At 66.7% G+C, this 17,182-nt stretch carries 14 protein-coding genes, 1 tRNA gene and 1 pseudogene; 4 read left to right on the plus strand and 12 right to left on the minus strand.

Going from position 1 to position 17,182, the window contains the following annotated elements; all coding sequences use genetic code 11:
- Window positions 1-48 precede the first annotated feature (48 nt).
- From cysN to cysQ, 3 genes are read right to left on the minus strand one after another with little or no spacing between them, the layout of a single operon-like run.
- A complete protein-coding gene (cysN, locus tag EJJ38_RS07775) occupies window positions 49-1,956 on the minus strand; it encodes a sulfate adenylyltransferase subunit CysN (protein WP_127089517.1) in 1,908 nt (635 codons plus the stop codon).
- Window positions 1,956-2,903: a sulfate adenylyltransferase subunit CysD gene (cysD, locus tag EJJ38_RS07780; RefSeq protein WP_127089518.1), complete on the minus strand. Its 948-nt coding sequence runs from the start codon at window positions 2,901-2,903 to the stop codon at window positions 1,956-1,958. Before cysD ends, cysN begins: the two co-directional genes overlap by 1 nt.
- 3 nt (window positions 2,904-2,906) lie before the next feature.
- Window positions 2,907-3,713, minus strand: coding sequence for a 3'(2'),5'-bisphosphate nucleotidase CysQ (gene cysQ, locus EJJ38_RS07785; protein WP_420836881.1), 807 nt, complete (start codon window positions 3,711-3,713; stop codon window positions 2,907-2,909).
- Between the two features lie 265 nt (window positions 3,714-3,978).
- Between cysQ and EJJ38_RS07790 the strand changes: the two genes are divergently transcribed.
- Both EJJ38_RS07790 and EJJ38_RS07795 read left to right on the plus strand, forming a co-directional pair.
- A complete protein-coding gene (locus EJJ38_RS07790) occupies window positions 3,979-5,325 on the plus strand; it encodes a UDP-glucose dehydrogenase family protein (RefSeq protein ID WP_127089520.1) in 1,347 nt (448 codons plus the stop codon).
- Between the two features lie 120 nt (window positions 5,326-5,445).
- Window positions 5,446-5,952 carry a YciE/YciF ferroxidase family protein gene (locus EJJ38_RS07795; RefSeq protein ID WP_127089521.1) on the plus strand — a complete coding sequence of 169 codons (507 nt, stop codon included), beginning with the start codon at window positions 5,446-5,448 and terminating at the stop codon, window positions 5,950-5,952.
- A gap of 148 nt (window positions 5,953-6,100) precedes the next feature.
- On the opposite strand, the gene uxuA is transcribed toward EJJ38_RS07795, so the two are convergent.
- Window positions 6,101-7,294, minus strand: coding sequence for a mannonate dehydratase (gene uxuA / locus EJJ38_RS07800; RefSeq protein ID WP_127089522.1), 1,194 nt, complete (start codon window positions 7,292-7,294; stop codon window positions 6,101-6,103).
- Window positions 7,295-7,345: 51 nt separating this feature from the next.
- Window positions 7,346-8,170, minus strand: coding sequence for an MBL fold metallo-hydrolase (locus tag EJJ38_RS07805; protein WP_127089523.1), 825 nt, complete (start codon window positions 8,168-8,170; stop codon window positions 7,346-7,348).
- A 223-nt stretch (window positions 8,171-8,393) separates the two neighbouring features.
- Between EJJ38_RS07805 and EJJ38_RS07810 the strand changes: the two genes are divergently transcribed.
- Entirely contained in the window at window positions 8,394-10,397 is a 2,004-nt protein-coding gene (locus tag EJJ38_RS07810; protein ID WP_245454150.1) for an AI-2E family transporter, read from the plus strand.
- Here EJJ38_RS07810 and EJJ38_RS07815 read toward each other — a convergent pair.
- Window positions 10,376-10,453, minus strand: a tRNA-Pro gene (locus tag EJJ38_RS07815). The two genes, EJJ38_RS07810 and EJJ38_RS07815, sit on opposite strands and share 22 nt — an antisense overlap.
- Before the next feature lie 546 nt (window positions 10,454-10,999).
- Here EJJ38_RS07815 and EJJ38_RS07820 point away from each other — a divergent pair.
- Window positions 11,000-11,614: a septal ring lytic transglycosylase RlpA family protein gene (locus EJJ38_RS07820; protein WP_127089524.1), complete on the plus strand. Its 615-nt coding sequence runs from the start codon at window positions 11,000-11,002 to the stop codon at window positions 11,612-11,614.
- A gap of 1,411 nt (window positions 11,615-13,025) precedes the next feature.
- Here the strand turns inward: EJJ38_RS07820 and EJJ38_RS20600 are convergent.
- From EJJ38_RS20600 to EJJ38_RS07850, 6 genes and pseudogenes are all read right to left on the minus strand, one after another.
- Window positions 13,026-13,376: pseudogene (locus EJJ38_RS20600) on the minus strand (MerR family transcriptional regulator); the annotation flags it as partial.
- 103 nt (window positions 13,377-13,479) lie between these two features.
- The gene (locus EJJ38_RS07830) at window positions 13,480-13,797 is read right to left on the minus strand and encodes an integration host factor subunit alpha (protein ID WP_127089525.1); all 318 of its coding nucleotides are present in this window, start codon (window positions 13,795-13,797) and stop codon (window positions 13,480-13,482) included.
- Between the two features lie 86 nt (window positions 13,798-13,883).
- Window positions 13,884-14,858, minus strand: coding sequence for a beta-ketoacyl-ACP synthase III (locus tag EJJ38_RS07835; RefSeq protein ID WP_127089526.1), 975 nt, complete (start codon window positions 14,856-14,858; stop codon window positions 13,884-13,886).
- The gene (plsX, locus tag EJJ38_RS07840) at window positions 14,855-15,928 is read right to left on the minus strand and encodes a phosphate acyltransferase PlsX (protein WP_127089527.1); all 1,074 of its coding nucleotides are present in this window, start codon (window positions 15,926-15,928) and stop codon (window positions 14,855-14,857) included. The genes EJJ38_RS07835 and plsX overlap by 4 nt, the downstream gene beginning before the upstream one ends.
- 98 nt (window positions 15,929-16,026) lie before the next feature.
- Window positions 16,027-16,560 carry a DUF177 domain-containing protein gene (locus EJJ38_RS07845; protein WP_127089528.1) on the minus strand — a complete coding sequence of 178 codons (534 nt, stop codon included), beginning with the start codon at window positions 16,558-16,560 and terminating at the stop codon, window positions 16,027-16,029.
- Complete coding sequence (locus EJJ38_RS07850) at window positions 16,553-17,101, minus strand: ubiquinol-cytochrome C chaperone family protein (RefSeq protein ID WP_127089529.1); 549 nt, start codon at window positions 17,099-17,101, stop codon at window positions 16,553-16,555. The genes EJJ38_RS07845 and EJJ38_RS07850 overlap by 8 nt, the downstream gene beginning before the upstream one ends.
- Between the last annotated feature and the right edge of the window lie 81 nt (window positions 17,102-17,182).

Below are 17,182 nucleotides of genomic sequence, written 5' to 3' on the forward strand. Positions count from 1 at the left end.
GCGCGGCGCGTTACGCCTTCTCTCACAGATTGAGGGAGAGCACGGGACTCAGATGATCCAGTCCCGGTTCTCCGGCCCTTCCAGATAGCCGTTGTCGGCGAGATAGGCGACCACCCGGTCGGCCAGCTCTTCGGCCGTCTGATTGGCGCCGTCGAGACGCAGCTCCGGCGCCTCCGGCGGCTCATAGGGGCTGTCGATGCCGGTGAAGTTCTTGATCAGGCCCGCCCGCGCCTTGCTGTAGAGGCCCTTCACGTCGCGCGCCTCGGCCACCGCCAGGGGCGTGTCCACATGGATCTCCACGAATTCCCCTTCCTGCAACAGGTCGCGGGCGAAGCGACGCTCGGCGCGGAAGGGAGAAATGAAGGAGACGATGGTGATGAGGCCCGCATCCACGAACAGCTTCGCCACCTCCGCCACGCGGCGGATATTCTCCACCCGGTCGGCGTCGGTGAAGCCGAGATCCTTGTTGAGGCCGTGGCGGACATTGTCGCCGTCCAGCACATAGGTGTGCCGGAAGGCGGCGTGCAGCTTCTTTTCCACCAGAGCGGCGATGGCGGACTTGCCCGCGCCCGACACGCCGGTGAACCAGAGCACCACGGGCTTCTGGTGGTTCAGCGCCGCACGGGCCGTCTTGGAAACCTGCAGATCCTGCCAGTGCACGTTGCTGGCCTGCCGCCGGGCCCTGCGGATCATGCCCGCGCCCACGGTCTGGTTGCTCATGCGGTCGATGAGGATGAAGGCGCCGGTGCCGGGAATGATGTCGAACGGATCGAAGGCGATGGGATCGCGCAGGCTGAACTGCACGGATCCGACCTCGTTGAGCGCCAAGGTCCGGGCCGGTTCCTCGCCATAGGTGGTGACGTTGATCTTGTGGTGGAGCGCCGCGACGCTGGTGCCCACCGTCCGCGTGCCCACCTTCATCAGATAGGCGCCGCCCGGCGTGAGGGGCGTCTCGGCCATCCAGATCACATGGGCGTCCACCTGGTCCGCCAGTTCCGGGCGCGCCGTGGCGGCGCTGAGGATATCCCCACGCGAGACATCCACCTCGTCCGTCAGCGTCAGCGTCACCGACTGGCCCGCCACCGCGCGTGGCAGGTCGCCGTCCGCGGTCACGATGGCCTTCACCCGCGAGGAGCGGCCGGAGGGCGCCACGATGACCGCATCGCCGGGCGCGACGGCGCCGCTGGCGATGGTGCCGGAGAAGCCCCGGAAATCCAGGTTCGGGCGGTTCACCCATTGCACGGGCAGGCGGAAGGGCAGGCGCTCCGCATCCCGCGCCACGTCGATGGTTTCCAGATGGCGCAGCAGGCTCGGCCCCTCATACCAGGGGGTGCGATCGCTGCCCGCAATGACATTGTCGCCGTGGCGCGCGGAAATGGGCACCGCCTGCAGGGTCTCGAAGCCGAGCCCGGCCACCAGCGCGCGATACTCCGCGACGATGGTGTCGAAGGCGTCCTGCGCGAAATCCACCAGATCGATCTTGTTCACCGCCAGCACCACATGGCGGATGCCCAGCAGCGAGACGATGAAGGAATGGCGCCGCGTCTGGGTAAGGATGCCCTGGCGGGCATCCACCAGAATGACGGCGAGGTCCGAATTGGAGGCCCCGGTGGCCATGTTGCGGGTGTATTGCTCGTGGCCGGGCGTGTCGGCGACGATGAACTTCCGCCGCTCGGTGGCGAAGAAGCGATAGGCCACGTCGATGGTGATGCCCTGCTCACGCTCGGCGGCGAGCCCATCCACCAGCAAGGCGAAGTCGAGATCGTCGCCCGCTGTCCCATATTTGCGGGAATCGCTGGCGAGCGTCGCCACCTGGTCGTCGAACAGAAGCTTGGTGTCGTAGAGCAGGCGGCCGATGAGCGTGGACTTGCCGTCATCCACGCTGCCGCAGGTCAGGAACCGCAGCAGGCTCTTGGTTTCGGGCCGGAACAGGTCGGCGGGGAGGGCGGCATTCATCAGAAATAGCCCTCGCGCTTCTTCTTCTCCATGGAGGCGGCCTCGTCATGGTCGATGAGGCGGCCGGAGCGCTCGGAGGTGCGGGCCACCAGCATCTCCCGCACGATGGCCTCCAGCGTGTCCGCCTCGCTGTCGATGGCGGCGGTCAGCGGATAGCAGCCCAGCGTGCGGAAGCGCACCTTGCGCTGCTCGGGCACCTCGCCGGGCGCGAGCGGAAGGCGTGTGTCGTCCACCATGATCATCTGCCCGCCGCGCCACACCACCGGGCGTTCCGCCGCGAAATAGAGCGGGACGATGGGGATGTGCTCGGCCAGGATGTATTGCCAGATATCCAGCTCGGTCCAGTTGGAGAGCGGGAACACCCGGATGGATTCGCCCGGCTTCACCCGGGCGTTGAACAGGTTCCACAATTCCGGCCGCTGGCTCTTGGGGTCCCAGCCGTGATTGGCGGTGCGGAAGGAGAAGATGCGCTCCTTCGCCCGGCTCTTCTCCTCGTCGCGCCGCGCGCCGCCGAAGGCCGCGTCGAAGCCGTGCAGGCTCAGCGCCTGCTTCAGCGCGTCGGTCTTCATGACGGTGGTGTAGAGCGACGAGCCATGATCGAACGGATTGACGTTCTGGGCCGCGCCCTCGGCATTGGTGTGCACCAGCAGCCGGAAGCCCAGCTCGCGCGCCATGCGGTCGCGGAAGGCGATCATCTCGCGGAACTTCCAGCCGGTATCGATGTGCAGGAGCGGGAAGGGGGGCGGGGAGGGATAGAAGGCCTTCACCGCCAGATGCAGCATCACGGCGGAATCCTTGCCGATGGAATACAGCATCACCGGATTGGCGAACTCGGCCGCCACTTCCCGCATGATGAAGATGGATTCCGCCTCAAGGCGCTGGAGATGGGTCAACCGGTCGGCCGGGAGCCCGGACGAGGCCGTGAGGGACGTTTCAAGCGCAGACATGATCTACCCTGCTCGGGCGGGGGCGGGGTCCAGCACCCGCCGGTCGCCGAAAGCGATGAAGAAGGGATTGGCATAAGGCGCGTCGTCCTGCGGCGCGTCCTTGCCGTAGCGCAACGGCGCCCCGTCAAGGGTCACCACCCCGCCGCCGGCCGCCCGCAGCACCGCGTCGCCCGCCGCCGTGTCCCATTCCATGGTGCGGCCGAAGCGCGGATAGACATCCGCCGCGCCTTCCGCGAGCAGGCCGAACTTCAGCGAGGAGCCGGCCGAGCAGAGGCTGGCGATGGGCCGCGCATCCAGCCAGGCGCCCGTCTGCCCGTCCGCATGGGAGCGGCTGGCAATGGCGCGGACGCCGGAGACATCGCAGGTGTTCACGCCGATGCGCTGGGGCGCGCCCAGTTCATCGCCCACCGTGCGCTTGTGGGCGCCATGGCCCGCCGCGCCGGCATAGAGGATGCCGAGGGCAGGGGCGTAGACCACGCCCAGAACCGGGATGCTGTCCTCGATCAAGGCGATGTTCACGGTGAACTCGCCATTGCGGGACACGAATTCACGGGTCCCGTCCAGCGGGTCCACGAGGAAGAAAAGGGGCGTCGCGCGCGGGCAATGCCCGGCCGCCACCTGTTCCTCGGCCACCACGGGCACACCCGGCGCGAGGCGCGCGAGGCCATCGAGGATCACTGCTTCCGCGCGGGTGTCGGCTTGCGTGACCGAGGAGGCGTCCGCCTTCTGCTCCACCGTGAAATCCGTGCCGTACACCGCCAACACTTCCCGCCCGGCCGCGAGGGCGAGGTGCTCCAGGTCGGCGAGCAGGAGAGGAACGTCGAAAGGCGGCATCGCGGCGGGTCTCGGCGCAGGGTCTGGGATACGCGAACTCGATCGTGATTACCGCCGCATGTCCTGCTTTGCAAGATTTCTCGGGAATTATTATAATTCACATGAATGAATGTGTTTTTGTAAATCCGGCGCCGGCAACATTTCCGGGGACCCTGCCGTCTTCCTGTTATAAGGACACGCCATTCTGCCGCCTAACGGACAAGAGGTCGGCGCACGGACGGGCGCTTAAAGGGATTGGACAATGCGCGTTGCGATGATCGGTACGGGCTATGTGGGGTTGGTCTCGGGAGCCTGCTTCGCGGATTTCGGGCATCACGTAACCTGCATCGACAAGGATTCCGGCAAGATCGCCATGCTGCGCGAGGGGCGCATCCCCATCTTCGAGCCCGGCCTGGACGAACTGGTGGCGCGCAATGTCGCCGCCGGACGGCTCGATTTCGATACCGACCTGACGCAGGCGGTGAAGGAAGCCGAGGCGGTCTTCATCGCGGTCGGCACGCCGTCCCGCCGCGGCGACGGCCATGCGGACCTGTCCTATGTGTTTGCCGCGGCCCGTGAGATCGCGGCGGCGGCGGACGGCTATACGGTGGTGGTCACCAAGTCCACGGTGCCGGTGGGCACGGGCGACGAAGTGGAGCGCATCATCCGGGAAGCCCGGCCGGAGGCCGACATCTCGGTGGTCTCGAACCCCGAATTCCTGCGCGAAGGCGCGGCCATCGAGGATTTCAAGCGTCCCGACCGCGTGGTGGTGGGCGCCGAGGACGAGCGCGCCCGCGCCGTCATGACGGCGCTCTACCGGCCCCTGTCGCTGAACAACCTGCCGCTCATGTTCACGGCCCGGCGCACGTCCGAGCTGATCAAATATGCGGGCAACGCCTTCCTCGCCATGAAGATCACCTTCATCAACGAGATGGCGGACCTGTGCGAGCAGGTGGGTGCCAATGTGCAGGACGTGGCGCGCGGCATCGGCCTCGACAACCGCATCGGCTCGAAATTCCTGCATGCCGGCCCCGGCTATGGCGGCTCGTGCTTCCCGAAGGACACGCTGGCGCTGACCCGCACCGCCCAGCAGGTGGGCGCGCCGCTGCGCATCATCGAGACGGTGGTGGCGGTCAATGACGTGCGCAAGCTGGCCATCGGGCGCAAGGTGGAGCAGGTGCTGAACGGGCAGGTGAGGGGGAAGACCGCCGCCGTGCTGGGCCTCACCTTCAAGCCCAACACCGACGACATGCGCGAGAGCCCGGCCATCTCCATCGTCAACTCGCTGCTGGATAAGGGCATGCGGGTGAAAGCCTATGACCCCGAAGGGATGGAGGAGGCCAAGCACCTCCTGCCCGCCACGGTGGAATATGGCAGCAACCCCTACGAGATCGCCGAAGGCGCCGACTGCCTCGTCATCATCACCGAATGGGATGCGTTCCGCGCCCTCGATTTCGAGCGGCTGAAGACGATCATGCGCCAGCCGGTGCTGGTGGACCTGCGCAACATCTATGTGCCCGAGCAGATGACCGAGCTGGGCTTCATCTATGAAAGCGTTGGACGGCCCGCCGCCAATGCCGCGCGAACCCAGCTCACGGCCGCCGAATAGAGCAGGGGGCCGCCCTACTCCTAACCTTAGCTAAAGGAACCCAGCGACGCCCCAGACGTTTGATCAACAGGCTGCGAATTTCCCGCAAGCCGTTGAAACAACTCGAACGGGAGCGTCGCCATGGGACTTTTCTCCAAGGATATCGAAACCATGGACGATCTGTTCGTCCATACGCTTCGGGACATCTATTACGCTGAGAAGCGCATCTTGAAGGCTCTGCCCAAGATGATCGACAAAGCGAGCCACCCGAGCCTCAAGAACGCTTTCACCACGCATCTCGCCGAGACGGAGACCCACGTCATCCGCCTGGAGGAGGTGTTCCGCATGCACGGCGCGGACGCCAAGACGGTGACGTGCCCGGCCATCGACGGCATCATCGACGAGGCGGAGGAGATCTCCAGCGAGGTGGCCGACCAGGAAGTGCTGGACGCCGCGCTGGCGGCCGCTGCGCAGGCCGTGGAGCATTACGAGATGACCCGCTACGGCACGCTGGTGGCCTGGGCGAAGCGCCTCGGCCGGGCCGACTGTGCCCGCGTGCTCGAAAAGACGCTGGCCGAGGAGAAGGCGGCAGACCAGGCGCTGACGGAACTCGCGGAGGCCAAGCTCAACATCCGTGCCGCGGAGTAGGGCCGCGACCGAGCGGAAAATGCGCCAGGGCAGCGGAGGGCAGCGTTACGACGCTGCCCTCTCACTTTGAACACACGATTCGCATAAGAGATATTATGGAATATTTTTTCCTATGCGATCCTAGAGCCTTACGTTCCGAGCTACCGGATCAGGCGTCCACGGCCTCCAGCGCCCGGATGGCGCCGCGCAGCTCAGCGAGGCCCCGCAGGCGGCCGATGGCGGTGTAGCCGGGATTGGTGCGCTTGCTCGCCGCAAGGTCGTCCAGCATGCGGTGGCCGTGATCGGGCCGGAAGATGATGGTCTCGCCCTCCGCCCGCCGCCGATCCTCGGCCAGGAGCACACGCAGCACGGCGATCATGTCCACGTCGCCATCCAGATGATCGGCCTCGTGGAAGGACAGCCCGTCCGCCGCCCGCTTGGTAGCCCGCAAATGGGCGAAGGCGATGCGCGGCGCGAATTGGCGGGCGATGGCCGGCAGGTCGTTCTGCGGCCGCACGCCCAGCGAGCCCGTGCAGAAGCACATCCCGTTGGCGCGCGAGGGCACCGCATCGAACAGCGCCGCATAGTCCTGCGCGGTGGAGGCGATGCGCGGCAGGCCGAACAAGGGACGCGGCGGATCATCCGGGTGCAGCGTCAGGGTCACGCCCAGCGCTTCCGCCACGGGCGTCACGGCCTCCAGGAACTCCACCAGATTGCGCCTCAGGCGCGCGGCGTCCATGCCTTCATAGGCCCGCAGCTTCTCCCGGAAGCCCTCAATGGTGAGCGGCTCCGTGGTGGACCCGGGAAGCGCGCTCGCGATCACGCGGACCAGTTCGTCCTTGTCGGCCTCGCTCATGGCCTCATAGGCGACGCGGGCACGCGCCTGCGCCGGGGCGTCATAGTCCGCCTCCGCGCCGGGGCGCTGGAGCAGGAACAGCTCGAACGCCGCATAGCGATCCTGGTCGAAGCGCAAAGCCTTGGCGCCGTTTGGCAATTCCCATTCCAGATCGGTGCGCGCCCAGTCGATCACCGGCATGAAATTGTAGCAGATGACCCGGATACCGCAGCGGGCCACCGCCTCCATGCTGGCGATCCAGGTTTCGATGGATGCCTTCGCCCCCGCGCCCATGCGCTTCACATCGTCGGGGATGGGAATGGATTCGACCACGCTCCAGGCGAGGCGGCTGCGCTGCGGCGCGGCCTCCTCCACCTCCCATTTGCGGCGGGCAACCTCCGCCTCGGTCCAGGCCGTGCCGATGGGAATGTGGTGCAGCGCCGTGACCACGTCGCTGGCGCCCGCCTGGCGCACATCGTCCAGGCTCACCGGATCATCCGGCCCATACCATCTCCATCCCTGGCGCATGACCCCTCCCCTGATATTCGTTCTTTTTGATGCGTGAGCAGAGCGCCGATCTCAGGCGCCCGACAGGACCGGCTCGGCCGCCTCCACCTCGAACGCCAGCATGTCATAGGCGGGCGTGACCCCGTCCGGCAGGCGCGCGGCGAGGGCGGTGTAGTCCAGATCCGTGTGCAGATTGGTGAGGATCGCCCGGCGCGGCCGCATCAGGGCGATATGCTCCAGGGCCTCCTCGACGGTGAAATGGGTGGGATGGGGAATGTCGCGCAGCGCGTCGAGAATCCAGACATCCAGCCCATGGAGATCATCCAGGCTGTTCTGCGGAAAGGCATTCACGTCGCTGGAATAGGCCACGCCACCGAACCGGAAGCCGAAGGAATCGATCTCGCCATGGCGCTGCCGGAACGGCAGGGCCGAAATGACGCCCCCTGCCCCCTTCACCTCGATGGCGCGCCCCTCGTGAAAGCGATGCTCGTTCAGGATGGGCGGATAGGTGCCGTCCGGCGGGGTGCGGAAGCAATAGCCGAACCGGGCATGGAGCGCCTCGGAGGTCTCCGCGTCGATATAGGCGTCGATGCGCCGGCGGTTATGGATGACCAGCGGGCGCACATCGTCGATGCCATGGGTGTGGTCCGCATGGGCATGGGTGAAGAGAATGGCGTCGATGTCGCTCACGCCGGCATCCAGAAGCTGCTCCCGCAGGTCCGGCGAGGTGTCCACGAGAACGGTCGTCACCCCGCCGGGGCCGCGCTTCTGGACCAGCAGCGAGCAGCGGCGGCGGCGGTTGCGCGGATCATTCGGATCACAGGCGCCCCATCCCTGGCCCACGCGCGGCACACCGCCGGACGATCCGCAGCCGAGAATGGTGAAAGTGAGAGACATGGACCCGCTCCGAACCGTGCCTGGACTGTACCCGACCTGACCTTCCGGTCGGGTGCGAAGCGCCAGGGCGCTCCTGCTGCGGCCGAAACTGATTAGCGCCGCCATCGACCAGCATAAAGGCCCCACGGCGATTTGTGCGCAACCAACTCCCCCGGCCCGCGTTGTCCGCAAGCTCAGCCATTGAGCGGAGCGGCAAGCGGCAGGGTCGGCATATGGAAACGCGATGGGGGACACGGAAGCGGCCAGGGATGCGCGGAGCGTGACGGACATGGAGATCCTCCCGCCCGCCCGCACCTCCGGCTTCGAGCCTCAGCGCGAGGACATGCGCCCGCCGCGCAGATCCTCCGTGGAAACGGTCGCGGCCTTGCTGGGCTTCATGGCCATCGTCGCCATGCTGTCCGTGGCGCGGGACGTGTTCGTTCCCATCGCGCTCGCGGTCCTGCTCAGCTTCGTCCTGTTCCCGGTCATCATTCTGCTGCGCAAGGTGCGGGTGCCCCGGACCCTGGCCGTGGTGGCGGTGGTCCTGGTGGCCCTGTCCGGCATCCTGTCCCTCACCGCCGTCGTCGCCCTCCAGGTGGCGGATCTTGCCAGCGAGCTGCCGCGCTACCAGCAGACCATCCGCGAGAAGGTGCGCACGCTGAAGGGCGCCACCGAAGGAGCGGGCACCTGGGACCGCCTGTCGGCGATGCTCGAAGATCTCGGCCACGAATTCGAGGAGCGGTCGCCGATCCGTCCGGAAGGCGCGCCATTGCCCGTGGAAATCCACGAGCGGGCGCCGGGAACCCTCGGCATGGTGCAGACCGTGGCCGAGCCCCTGCTCCACCCGCTCGCCACCATCGGCATCATCTTCATCTTCACCATCTTCATCCTGCTCCAGCGGGAGGACCTGCGAAACCGCCTGATCCGTCTCGCGGGCGCGCACGACATCCAGCGAACCACCGCCGCGCTCGACGATGCGGCGGCGCGGCTCTCGCGCTTCTTCCTCACCCAGGTGATGCTGAATGCCGCCTTCGGTGCCGTGATCGGCGTGGGGCTCTGGCTGATCGGCGTCCCCAGTCCGGCCTTGTGGGGGCTATTGGCGGCGGTGCTTCGCTTCGTGCCCTATGTGGGCGCCATCATCGCGGCCGTCCTGCCGCTGGTGCTTGCCATGGCGGTGGATCCCGGCTGGAGCATCGTCATCGCCACGGCGCTTCTGTTCGCCGTGGTGGAGCCGCTGGTGGGCCACATCATCGAGCCGCTGGTCTATGGCCGGAGCACGGGCTTGTCCCCGGTCGCCGTGGTGGCATCCGCCACGTTCTGGACCTGGCTCTGGGGGCCCATCGGCCTTGTGCTCTCCACCCCCCTCACCTTGTGCCTCGTGGTGCTCGGCCGCCATGTGGAGCAGTTGGACTTCCTGGACATCATGCTGGGCGACCGCCCTCCCCTCACGGCGGCGGAGCTGTTCTACCAGCGCATGCTGGCGGGCGACCCGGTGGAGGCGACCACCAAGGCCGAGGAATTCCTGAAGGAAGGCAGCCTCGCCGACTATCTGGACGAGGTCGCCCTGCCCGGCTTGCGCCTCGCCCAACGGGATGCGGCCCGCGGCGCCATCGATCATGCGCGCATGCAGCGGATTGAGGAGAGCGTCCGCGAGATGCTGGATAATCTCGCCCTGTCCGACGATCCGAGCGGCGGGCGGACGGACGATCCGGAGGCGGAAGCGGCGCTGGAGGCTGCCGGGCGCGTGCCGGACGCCTCGCCCCCCGCGACACGCGGCAGCCTGGCGAAGGGATGGCCGAGCGGAGCGCCCGTCCTGTGCCTCGCCGTGCGCTCGCCTCTGGATCTGGCGGCGGCGGGCCTCGTCCGGCATCTCCTGGCGCGCCATGGCGTGGACGCGCAGGTGGGAAGCGCCGAATCGTTCGGCACGCAAACGATCCCGCCGGAGGGTCCGGCGCCGGTCGTGCTGCTGTCGTCGCTGGAAATGCGCTCGTTCGCCCTGCTGCGCTATTCGGCGCGGCGGATCCGACGCCACGCGCCGCACGGACATCTGGTTCTGTGCGCCTGGGGCGCCCCCGCCAATGCCGGCCTGCGCGCAAACCTCGCGAGCCTTGAGGACACCGATGCGCTGGTGGAGCGGATGGCGGAACTTGAACGCCTTCTGCCGGAGCAGAATGTGCCGTCCAATGAAGATGAGGAAAGCCCCGCCCCGGTACGGCAGGAAAGAAATGGTCGGAGCGAGAGGATTTGAACCTCCGACCCCTAGTCCCCCAGACTAGTGCGCTAACCGGGCTGCGCTACGCTCCGACGAGGGGCGGACGTTTAGACCATGCTGCCCCCCTTCACAAGTCCCTCCCCGCGCCACGCACAGCTTCTCTTGGGAAAAGTGCGGATTTTCGGAAAAATGCAAAACCTCCCTCGGCGGCATGATCCGGGGCGGTTCGCCGCAGCGGAAAATTCCTTAACGGTCGAGCGGCGCTTTTGACACGTCATGCGCGCCAAAATCAGTCCGAACACCCACCGCGAGCATACATCTCAAAAGTGGAGGGCATTCGATTCTTCTTCTTCCACGACACCCGCCTTCTTCCCTCTGCGCGGGAATGCAGAACATCCATGTATTCATGTTCGAGCGTAATGTAATCGTATAATTAAATGAAACGCTGCCAATCCAGCGGTAGGAACGTAACATCCCATGACATTAGGGGATGGGATTAGGTTTGAAATATCAATCATTTCGGGTATATCTTGGCACTGCAGAGTTAGCGCGCCATCTTTTAGCCTATAGCCCGTGACATTGTCGCCTTATTGCCTGGGCATTCAGCAGACTTCCATCAACAATCTGGAGGTCTTGGCATGGTGGTTGGCACGCGGATCGCGTTGGCAACGCTCGCACTCACTTTTACAGGCGCGGCTTATCCGGCTCTCGCCGATACCGGCCAGACGGGAACCGCATCCTATTATTGGCAGGGACGGGGAACCGCGAGTGGTGAGCGTTTCAATGCGAACGCCATGACGGCCGCCCACCGTTCCCTGCCCTTCAACACCAAGGTCAAGGTCACGAACCTCGGGAACGGCCGTTCGGTGGTGGTGCGAATCAATGATCGCGGCCCGTTCATCCGCAGCCGAATCATCGATGTGTCACGGGGTGCGGCGAACGAGCTGGGCTTTACCGGCCGTGGCCTGACCCAGGTGAAGCTGACGGTGCTGGGTACGGATGCGCCCGTGACAACCGAGACGGCCACTGTGGAGCCCGCCAAGGCGACTGATGCCAAGGTGACTGAGGCTAAGGGAACCGAGACCAAGACCGCGGAAGCCGCCAAGGGCCGCACCCGCGTCGCCTCGCTGGCGCAGGCCACGCCTGATTCCCCGGCCGGAAGCGCCTCGGCGACCAATAACGGATGGACGGTCGTCCCCTCGCCCGGCGCCCAGGCCCCGACCCAGGATCAGCAGACCCAGCCGACGCCCTGACAAGCGCCGTTAGGCCGATCGATATTCAGGCGGTCGGGCGTGTGTGTCCAAGACTGTAGCGTCATGGCCGGGCTGGTCCCGGCCATCCACGCGGTTCCGCCATATGTCCGCTCGATGTGGAAGCACGGATGCCGCGGATACGACCGGGCATGACGCGCCTTGAAGGCTTGAACCCGTCCATGTTTCGGACTGTCGATCCGCCCCAGGGCGTTTCAGAGTTGCGACGGGATCGTGGAGCGAGGCCGTCTCGACACATCCGGCTCTCAGGAAAACACGACCCGCGACGGGCTGACGGCCTGTCGCGGGATCGCGCGCGTCCCTATCCCTGCTCCATGGCAGAGGTGAGCAGGCGACGGCATTCCCCCAGCTCATAGAGCGTTGCCTGGAGACGGTGCATGTCGTCCCGCGACAGGACCGGCTGCGGCGGATGGGCCGGCGCGGCGGTCATGCGCGGCTCGGAGCGCAGGTGCGGGGGAAGATATTGCTCCGGCGGCCCCTGGCGACGCGGCTCAGGCGGCGCATAGGCGGGCGCGCCGACGCTCTCGCCCCAGCCGTCTTCCTCGAACTCCGCCGGCCCCACATCCTCCAGCGGCGCGGTGAGCGGACCCACGCGGCGGCGCAGAACCGGCTCCTCCTCGCGCGGCGTATGCTCTTTCAGGCGGCGGATGCGCGCATCCAGCGGCTCGGAAATGACATCGTCATCGCTCTCCCGCATCTCTTCATCGAAGAAGGGCAGGAGCGGGTCCTCAAGCTCCGGCTGCATCACCGGATCCGGAATCCGGGAAGCGGGGCCACGGGTCGGCCGCCGAAGAGGCGCCGGCCGCACGGCGGCGACTTCGGGCGCACGCGCCTGCACCGGAGGGGGAGCCTCGGACGGCACACCCGGCTCGAACCAATCCTCCTCCTCGTCCTCCATCGCCACGAACGGAGTGGGGACGCGGGGAGCCTGCTCTCTCGGTGCGTGGTCCCGAGACGCCTGCAAATGAGGCGTCTGCGCGCGGGAGGGGAATCCGTGATCGACCGGCGGGGCGCGCGGCGCCTCGAATTCCGGCTCCATGTCATCAAAGGGGAGGCCGGGCTCTTCAGGCGCCACTTGGGCAGGCGGAGCATAACGCGGCGGCCGGGCACGCGGCGCGGGCGCGTCGTCGTCGCGCTCATATCCGCCATCCGGATCCGCGCGGGCATCACGGGCCGGCGGCCGCGCCGGCCCGGCATCGAGGCGCGGCCATGCGCGCTCCTCGCGAACGGTGCCATAGGTCGTGTCGGACGCCTGCGGAACGGGGGGGAAGAGCGGCTCCATGTCCGTCACGAAATCCGCGTCCGGCTTGCTCCGCTCGCGACGGCGCGGCAGGAGGCCGCCCAGCAGGCCCCGCGCCCCGCCTTCACCCGCCTGCGCGGCAGGCGCCGGGCTTTTCGGGGCCGGCGCGGGCTTCGGCGCCGGCTGGCGGAGGTCTTCCAGGGGGCGGCCTTCCAGGAGGTCCCCACCCATGGCCTGGATGGTGCGCGTGCCCTGGTCCTTCAGGACCTTCTGGACACCCTTGATGGTGTAGCCTTCGGTGTAGAGCAGATGGCGGATGGCCCGCAGGAGATCCACATCCTCCGGCCGATAGAAGCGCCGGCCGCCGGCCCGCTTGACGGGACGGATCTCGGGGAACTTCGTTTCCCAGAACCGCAGGACATGCTGGGGAAGGTCGAGATGATCCGCCACCTCGCTGATGGTGCGGAAGGCGTCGGGCGACTTGTCCGAAAGCCTGTCTGCCACGTGAAGACCGCCCCGATCAGGTCAGCGGGCGCCGGAGCGCCGCAAAAGCGATGCGACCCCGGTCAGGGCGCACGGCTTGGTGGATAAGGATGCGGACGACGCCTCAGTCGTCGTCGCCTTCTCCACCTGTGCGCCCGTTTATGCGATTCTTCAAGATGCTGGACGGCTTGAACACCATGACCCGGCGCGGTGCGATGGGCACCTCTTCGCCGGTCTTGGGATTGCGCCCGACCCGCTGGCCTTTCTCGCGCACAACGAACGAGCCGAAGGAAGACAGCTTCACGGTCTCGCCACTGGCGAGGCAATCGGCGATCTCACTTAAAACGGCTTCGACAAGCTGCGCTGACTCGGTCCGGGAAAGCCCCACCTGCTGGTAGACGGCTTCGCACAAATCCGCTCGCGTGACGGTCTTCCCAGCCATGTGTCTCCCCGGCCCCACGAGAGAACGACTTCAACGATGGAACGTACCCACGTCAGACGAGACTGGTCAATGTGGTTAATGGGTTATTACCACCTGACAAGTGCAGACGCCCACGTGAATCCGCCCCCCATCGCCTCCAGCAGGACCAGGTCGTCGTCCTTGATCCGGCCGTCCTTGCGCGCCACGTCGAGCGCGAGAGGGATGGAGGCGGCGGAGGTGTTACCGTGCCTATCGACGGTTGTCACCACTTTCCCAGGCGCAATTTGCAACTTTTGCGCGCTGGCATCGATAATGCGCCGGTTGGCTTGGTGCGGCACGAACCAATCGATGGTTTCCGCACTCTCCCCGCTCGCCGCAAAAGCGTCCTCGATCACGTCCGTGATCATGCCCACCGCGTGGCGGAACACCTCGCGTCCCTCCATCCGTAGATGGCCGACCGTCTGGGTGGAGGACGGGCCTCCATCCACGAACAGCTTGGACCGATGGCGTCCATCGGTGCGCAAATGGCTGGTGAGCACGCCGCGCCCGCCGGCGGCATCCACGGCAACCGCCTCCAGCACCACGGCCCCTGCCCCGTCGCCGAACAGCACGCAGGTGCCGCGGTCGGTCCAGTCCAGGATGCGCGAGAAGGTCTCGGCGCCGATCACGAGGGCCCGCTTGAACATGCCCGTGCGCAGATGCGCGTCCGCGGTGGAGAGGGCGAAGACGAACCCCGAGCACACCGCCTGTAGGTCGAACGCCGCGCCCTGGGTGATGCCGAGCTGCGCCTGGATGGTTGCAGCCGTCGCCGGAAAGGTCTGGTCAGGCGTGGACGTGGCGAGCACGATGAGGTCGATGTCGCCCGGTTCGAGGCCGGCATCGGCGAGCGCGCGCAGCGCCGCCTCCCGCCCGAGGTCCGATGTCATCTCGCCCTCTGCGGCGATATGGCGCTCGCGGATTCCGGTGCGCTGGACGATCCACTCGTCCGACGTATCCACCCGGGACGCGAGATCCGCATTGGTGACAAGCGTCGCGGGCAGATACGAACCGACCCCCCGGACCACCGACCTGATGACGCTCACGATTGTCCTTCCGCCACAGCGGCCTCCGCCGGCCCGGAAGCGGCCCTGGCGGCCGGCCGGCTGAGGAGGCTCTTTTCGATCCGCGTCAGCAATTGATGACGCACCATGTCGTAGCCCAGATCCACGGCCGCAGCGAAGCCTTCCGCATCGGCCCCCCCGTGACTCTTGATGACCACGCCGTTCAATCCCAGGAACACGCCGCCGTTCGACCGGCGCGGGTCCATTTTCTCGCGCAGCATCTGGAAGGCGTCGCGCGCCAGCAGATAGCCCAGGCGCGCCCGCCAGGTGCGACCCATGGCGGCGCGCAGATAGGTAGCGATCTGCTTGGCGGTCCCTTCGGCGGTCTTCAGCGCGATATTGCCGGAGAAGCCTTCCACCACCACCACGTCCACGGTGCCGGCACCGATATCGTTGCCCTCGACGAAGCCGTGATAACGCATGTCGGAATGGGTGTCCTCCTTCAGGAGACGCCCCGCTTCCTTCACTTCCTCCACGCCCTTGATTTCCTCGACGCCCACATTCAGCAGGCCCACGGACGGCTGGGGAATGTCGAAGATGGTGCGGGCCATGGCCGCACCCATGATGGCCATTTCCACGAGGCTCTGTGCCGTGGCGCCGATGGAGGCGCCCATGTCCAGCACGATGCTCTCGCCCTTCAGGGTGGGCCAGATGGCCGCGATGGCTGGGCGGCCGATTCCCGGCATGGTCCGCAGATTGACCTTCGCCATGGCCATGAGCGCGCCGGTATTGCCCGCCGAGACCGCCGCGTCGGCCTGATGCTGCTTCACGGCATCGATGCAGCGCCACATGCTGGATTTGTAGCGCCCCGCCCGCAGGGCCTGGCTGGGCTTGTCGTCCATGCCCACCACCACATCCGTGTGGACGATGCGCGAGACCGCCGCGAGCGCGGGATAGGAGACCAGAACCGCCTTGAGCCGGGACTCGTCGCCGAACAGGACGAATTCGGTGTCCGGATGCCGCGCCTGGGAAATGGCGACGCCCTTGAGCACGACCTCTGGCCCATGGTCGCCGCCCATGGCGTCGATGGATATGCGGACGGGTACGCTCATTTCGGCAGAGGTTCCGGTTTCTTCGGCGTCGAGCGGCCGTGCGGCGCGCGCCGGGACAATAGCGTCTCGCAGGCTGGCCGCAACTCCACCCTGGCGGATCAGCCTTTATCCTTAAGCGGCGCGAGAGCCGCGAAGGGCGAGGCACCCGATTCGTCCTCGTTCGCAGGCTCGAAAAGCTCCCCCGGCCGGCGCGGATAGGGATCGATGCCAAGGGCGAGGAATTCCGTCACCAGCGCGCCAAGATCGATGGCCCCATCCACCACCGCGTCGGGCGGGTCGATCTCGGGGTCCAACTCCTCTTCCGGCACGGCGGGCGCCGGGTCGGCCTGAGGCATGAACTTGACATCCACATCCTCGGAAACCTCGGTGTCGAACTCCTGGAGCGAGACCACCGACACCTGACGCACCTCCGCCATGACCCGGCCGGTCACGCGCGCGCCGTCGCCGGCGATGGGAGTGACGGTGAGGTCGGCGGTGAGCGCGTGGAGCGCCACGACCCCCACATGGCGCGCGAGGCGCTCCAGGGTGCGCGCATCGGGCTCCATGCGGACGACGCGCCCGCCGGGCGGCAGGTCCAGGACGCGGATATACTGCGCATAAGGCGGGAGAGCGGGGCTGGTGTCCTCAGGCATTGTCCGGAGTCTCGCATGTGGCCGGGTTGGGGAACGCCACCTCCCCCCTCAAAAGCACCGAAACCTCGGTCGCGGCCAAGCGGTCGGCCGCCGCGCGCGCATAAGCGGCAAGGCGGAGGGCGGCAGGGTCCGTCGGCGAACATTCGAGCACGTTTCGGGCGAGCGCGGTGGGCAGATCCTCATTCTTGGTTTCGAGCGCTGAATCGTATGCCGCGGTGCGTCCGTAGAAGGCTTGTCCAATCTTCTTCATCCGCTTGGGAACCGTGAGGTCTCCGGTCCCCATTTCCCGCAACGTGCGATCCATGTCGTCCAGAAAAGCATCAAATAGCTCTTGCGAGGCTGACTTGGCGGTGCCCACCTCGCCCTTTAGGCGGTGGCACACCAGAAAAGTATGCAGGAGAAGAAGCTCGAAGCGCCCCTCTATGGTATCGGGCACCCCAAAGTCGGTATAGAAGGCCGGAAGCCGTGCCTGTGCCACGATCGCGCCATACAGGCGCCCGATGGTGGGGTGTGGTTGGTTTCGGCGAAACAGGCTGAACATCTTAGCTTGGCGTTTTTGGGGTTGGCCGCCTGTCGCGGAGGCTCAAAGTCGCAACATGAGCGGCGTAGCCTGCCCAGGGCG

The sequence above is a fragment of the Aquabacter cavernae genome (genome assembly GCF_003993795.1).
GTDB lineage: Bacteria > Pseudomonadota > Alphaproteobacteria > Rhizobiales > Xanthobacteraceae > Aquabacter > Aquabacter cavernae.

Coding starts and splice junctions, on each gene's coding strand:
- cysN (WP_127089517.1), bottom strand. CDS start 1,956: ATGAATGCCGCCCTCCCCGCCGACCTGTTCCGGCCCGAAACCAAGAGC.
- cysD (WP_127089518.1), bottom strand. CDS start 2,903: ATGTCTGCGCTTGAAACGTCCCTCACGGCCTCGTCCGGGCTCCCGGCC.
- EJJ38_RS07790 (WP_127089520.1), top strand. CDS start 3,979: ATGCGCGTTGCGATGATCGGTACGGGCTATGTGGGGTTGGTCTCGGGA.
- EJJ38_RS07795 (WP_127089521.1), top strand. CDS start 5,446: ATGGGACTTTTCTCCAAGGATATCGAAACCATGGACGATCTGTTCGTC.
- uxuA (WP_127089522.1), bottom strand. CDS start 7,294: ATGCGCCAGGGATGGAGATGGTATGGGCCGGATGATCCGGTGAGCCTG.
- EJJ38_RS07805 (WP_127089523.1), bottom strand. CDS start 8,170: ATGTCTCTCACTTTCACCATTCTCGGCTGCGGATCGTCCGGCGGTGTG.
- EJJ38_RS07810 (WP_245454150.1), top strand. CDS start 8,394: ATGGGGGACACGGAAGCGGCCAGGGATGCGCGGAGCGTGACGGACATG.
- EJJ38_RS07820 (WP_127089524.1), top strand. CDS start 11,000: ATGGTGGTTGGCACGCGGATCGCGTTGGCAACGCTCGCACTCACTTTT.
- EJJ38_RS07830 (WP_127089525.1), bottom strand. CDS start 13,797: ATGGCTGGGAAGACCGTCACGCGAGCGGATTTGTGCGAAGCCGTCTAC.
- plsX (WP_127089527.1), bottom strand. CDS start 15,928: ATGAGCGTACCCGTCCGCATATCCATCGACGCCATGGGCGGCGACCAT.
- EJJ38_RS07845 (WP_127089528.1), bottom strand. CDS start 16,560: ATGCCTGAGGACACCAGCCCCGCTCTCCCGCCTTATGCGCAGTATATC.
- EJJ38_RS07850 (WP_127089529.1), bottom strand. CDS start 17,101: ATGTTCAGCCTGTTTCGCCGAAACCAACCACACCCCACCATCGGGCGC.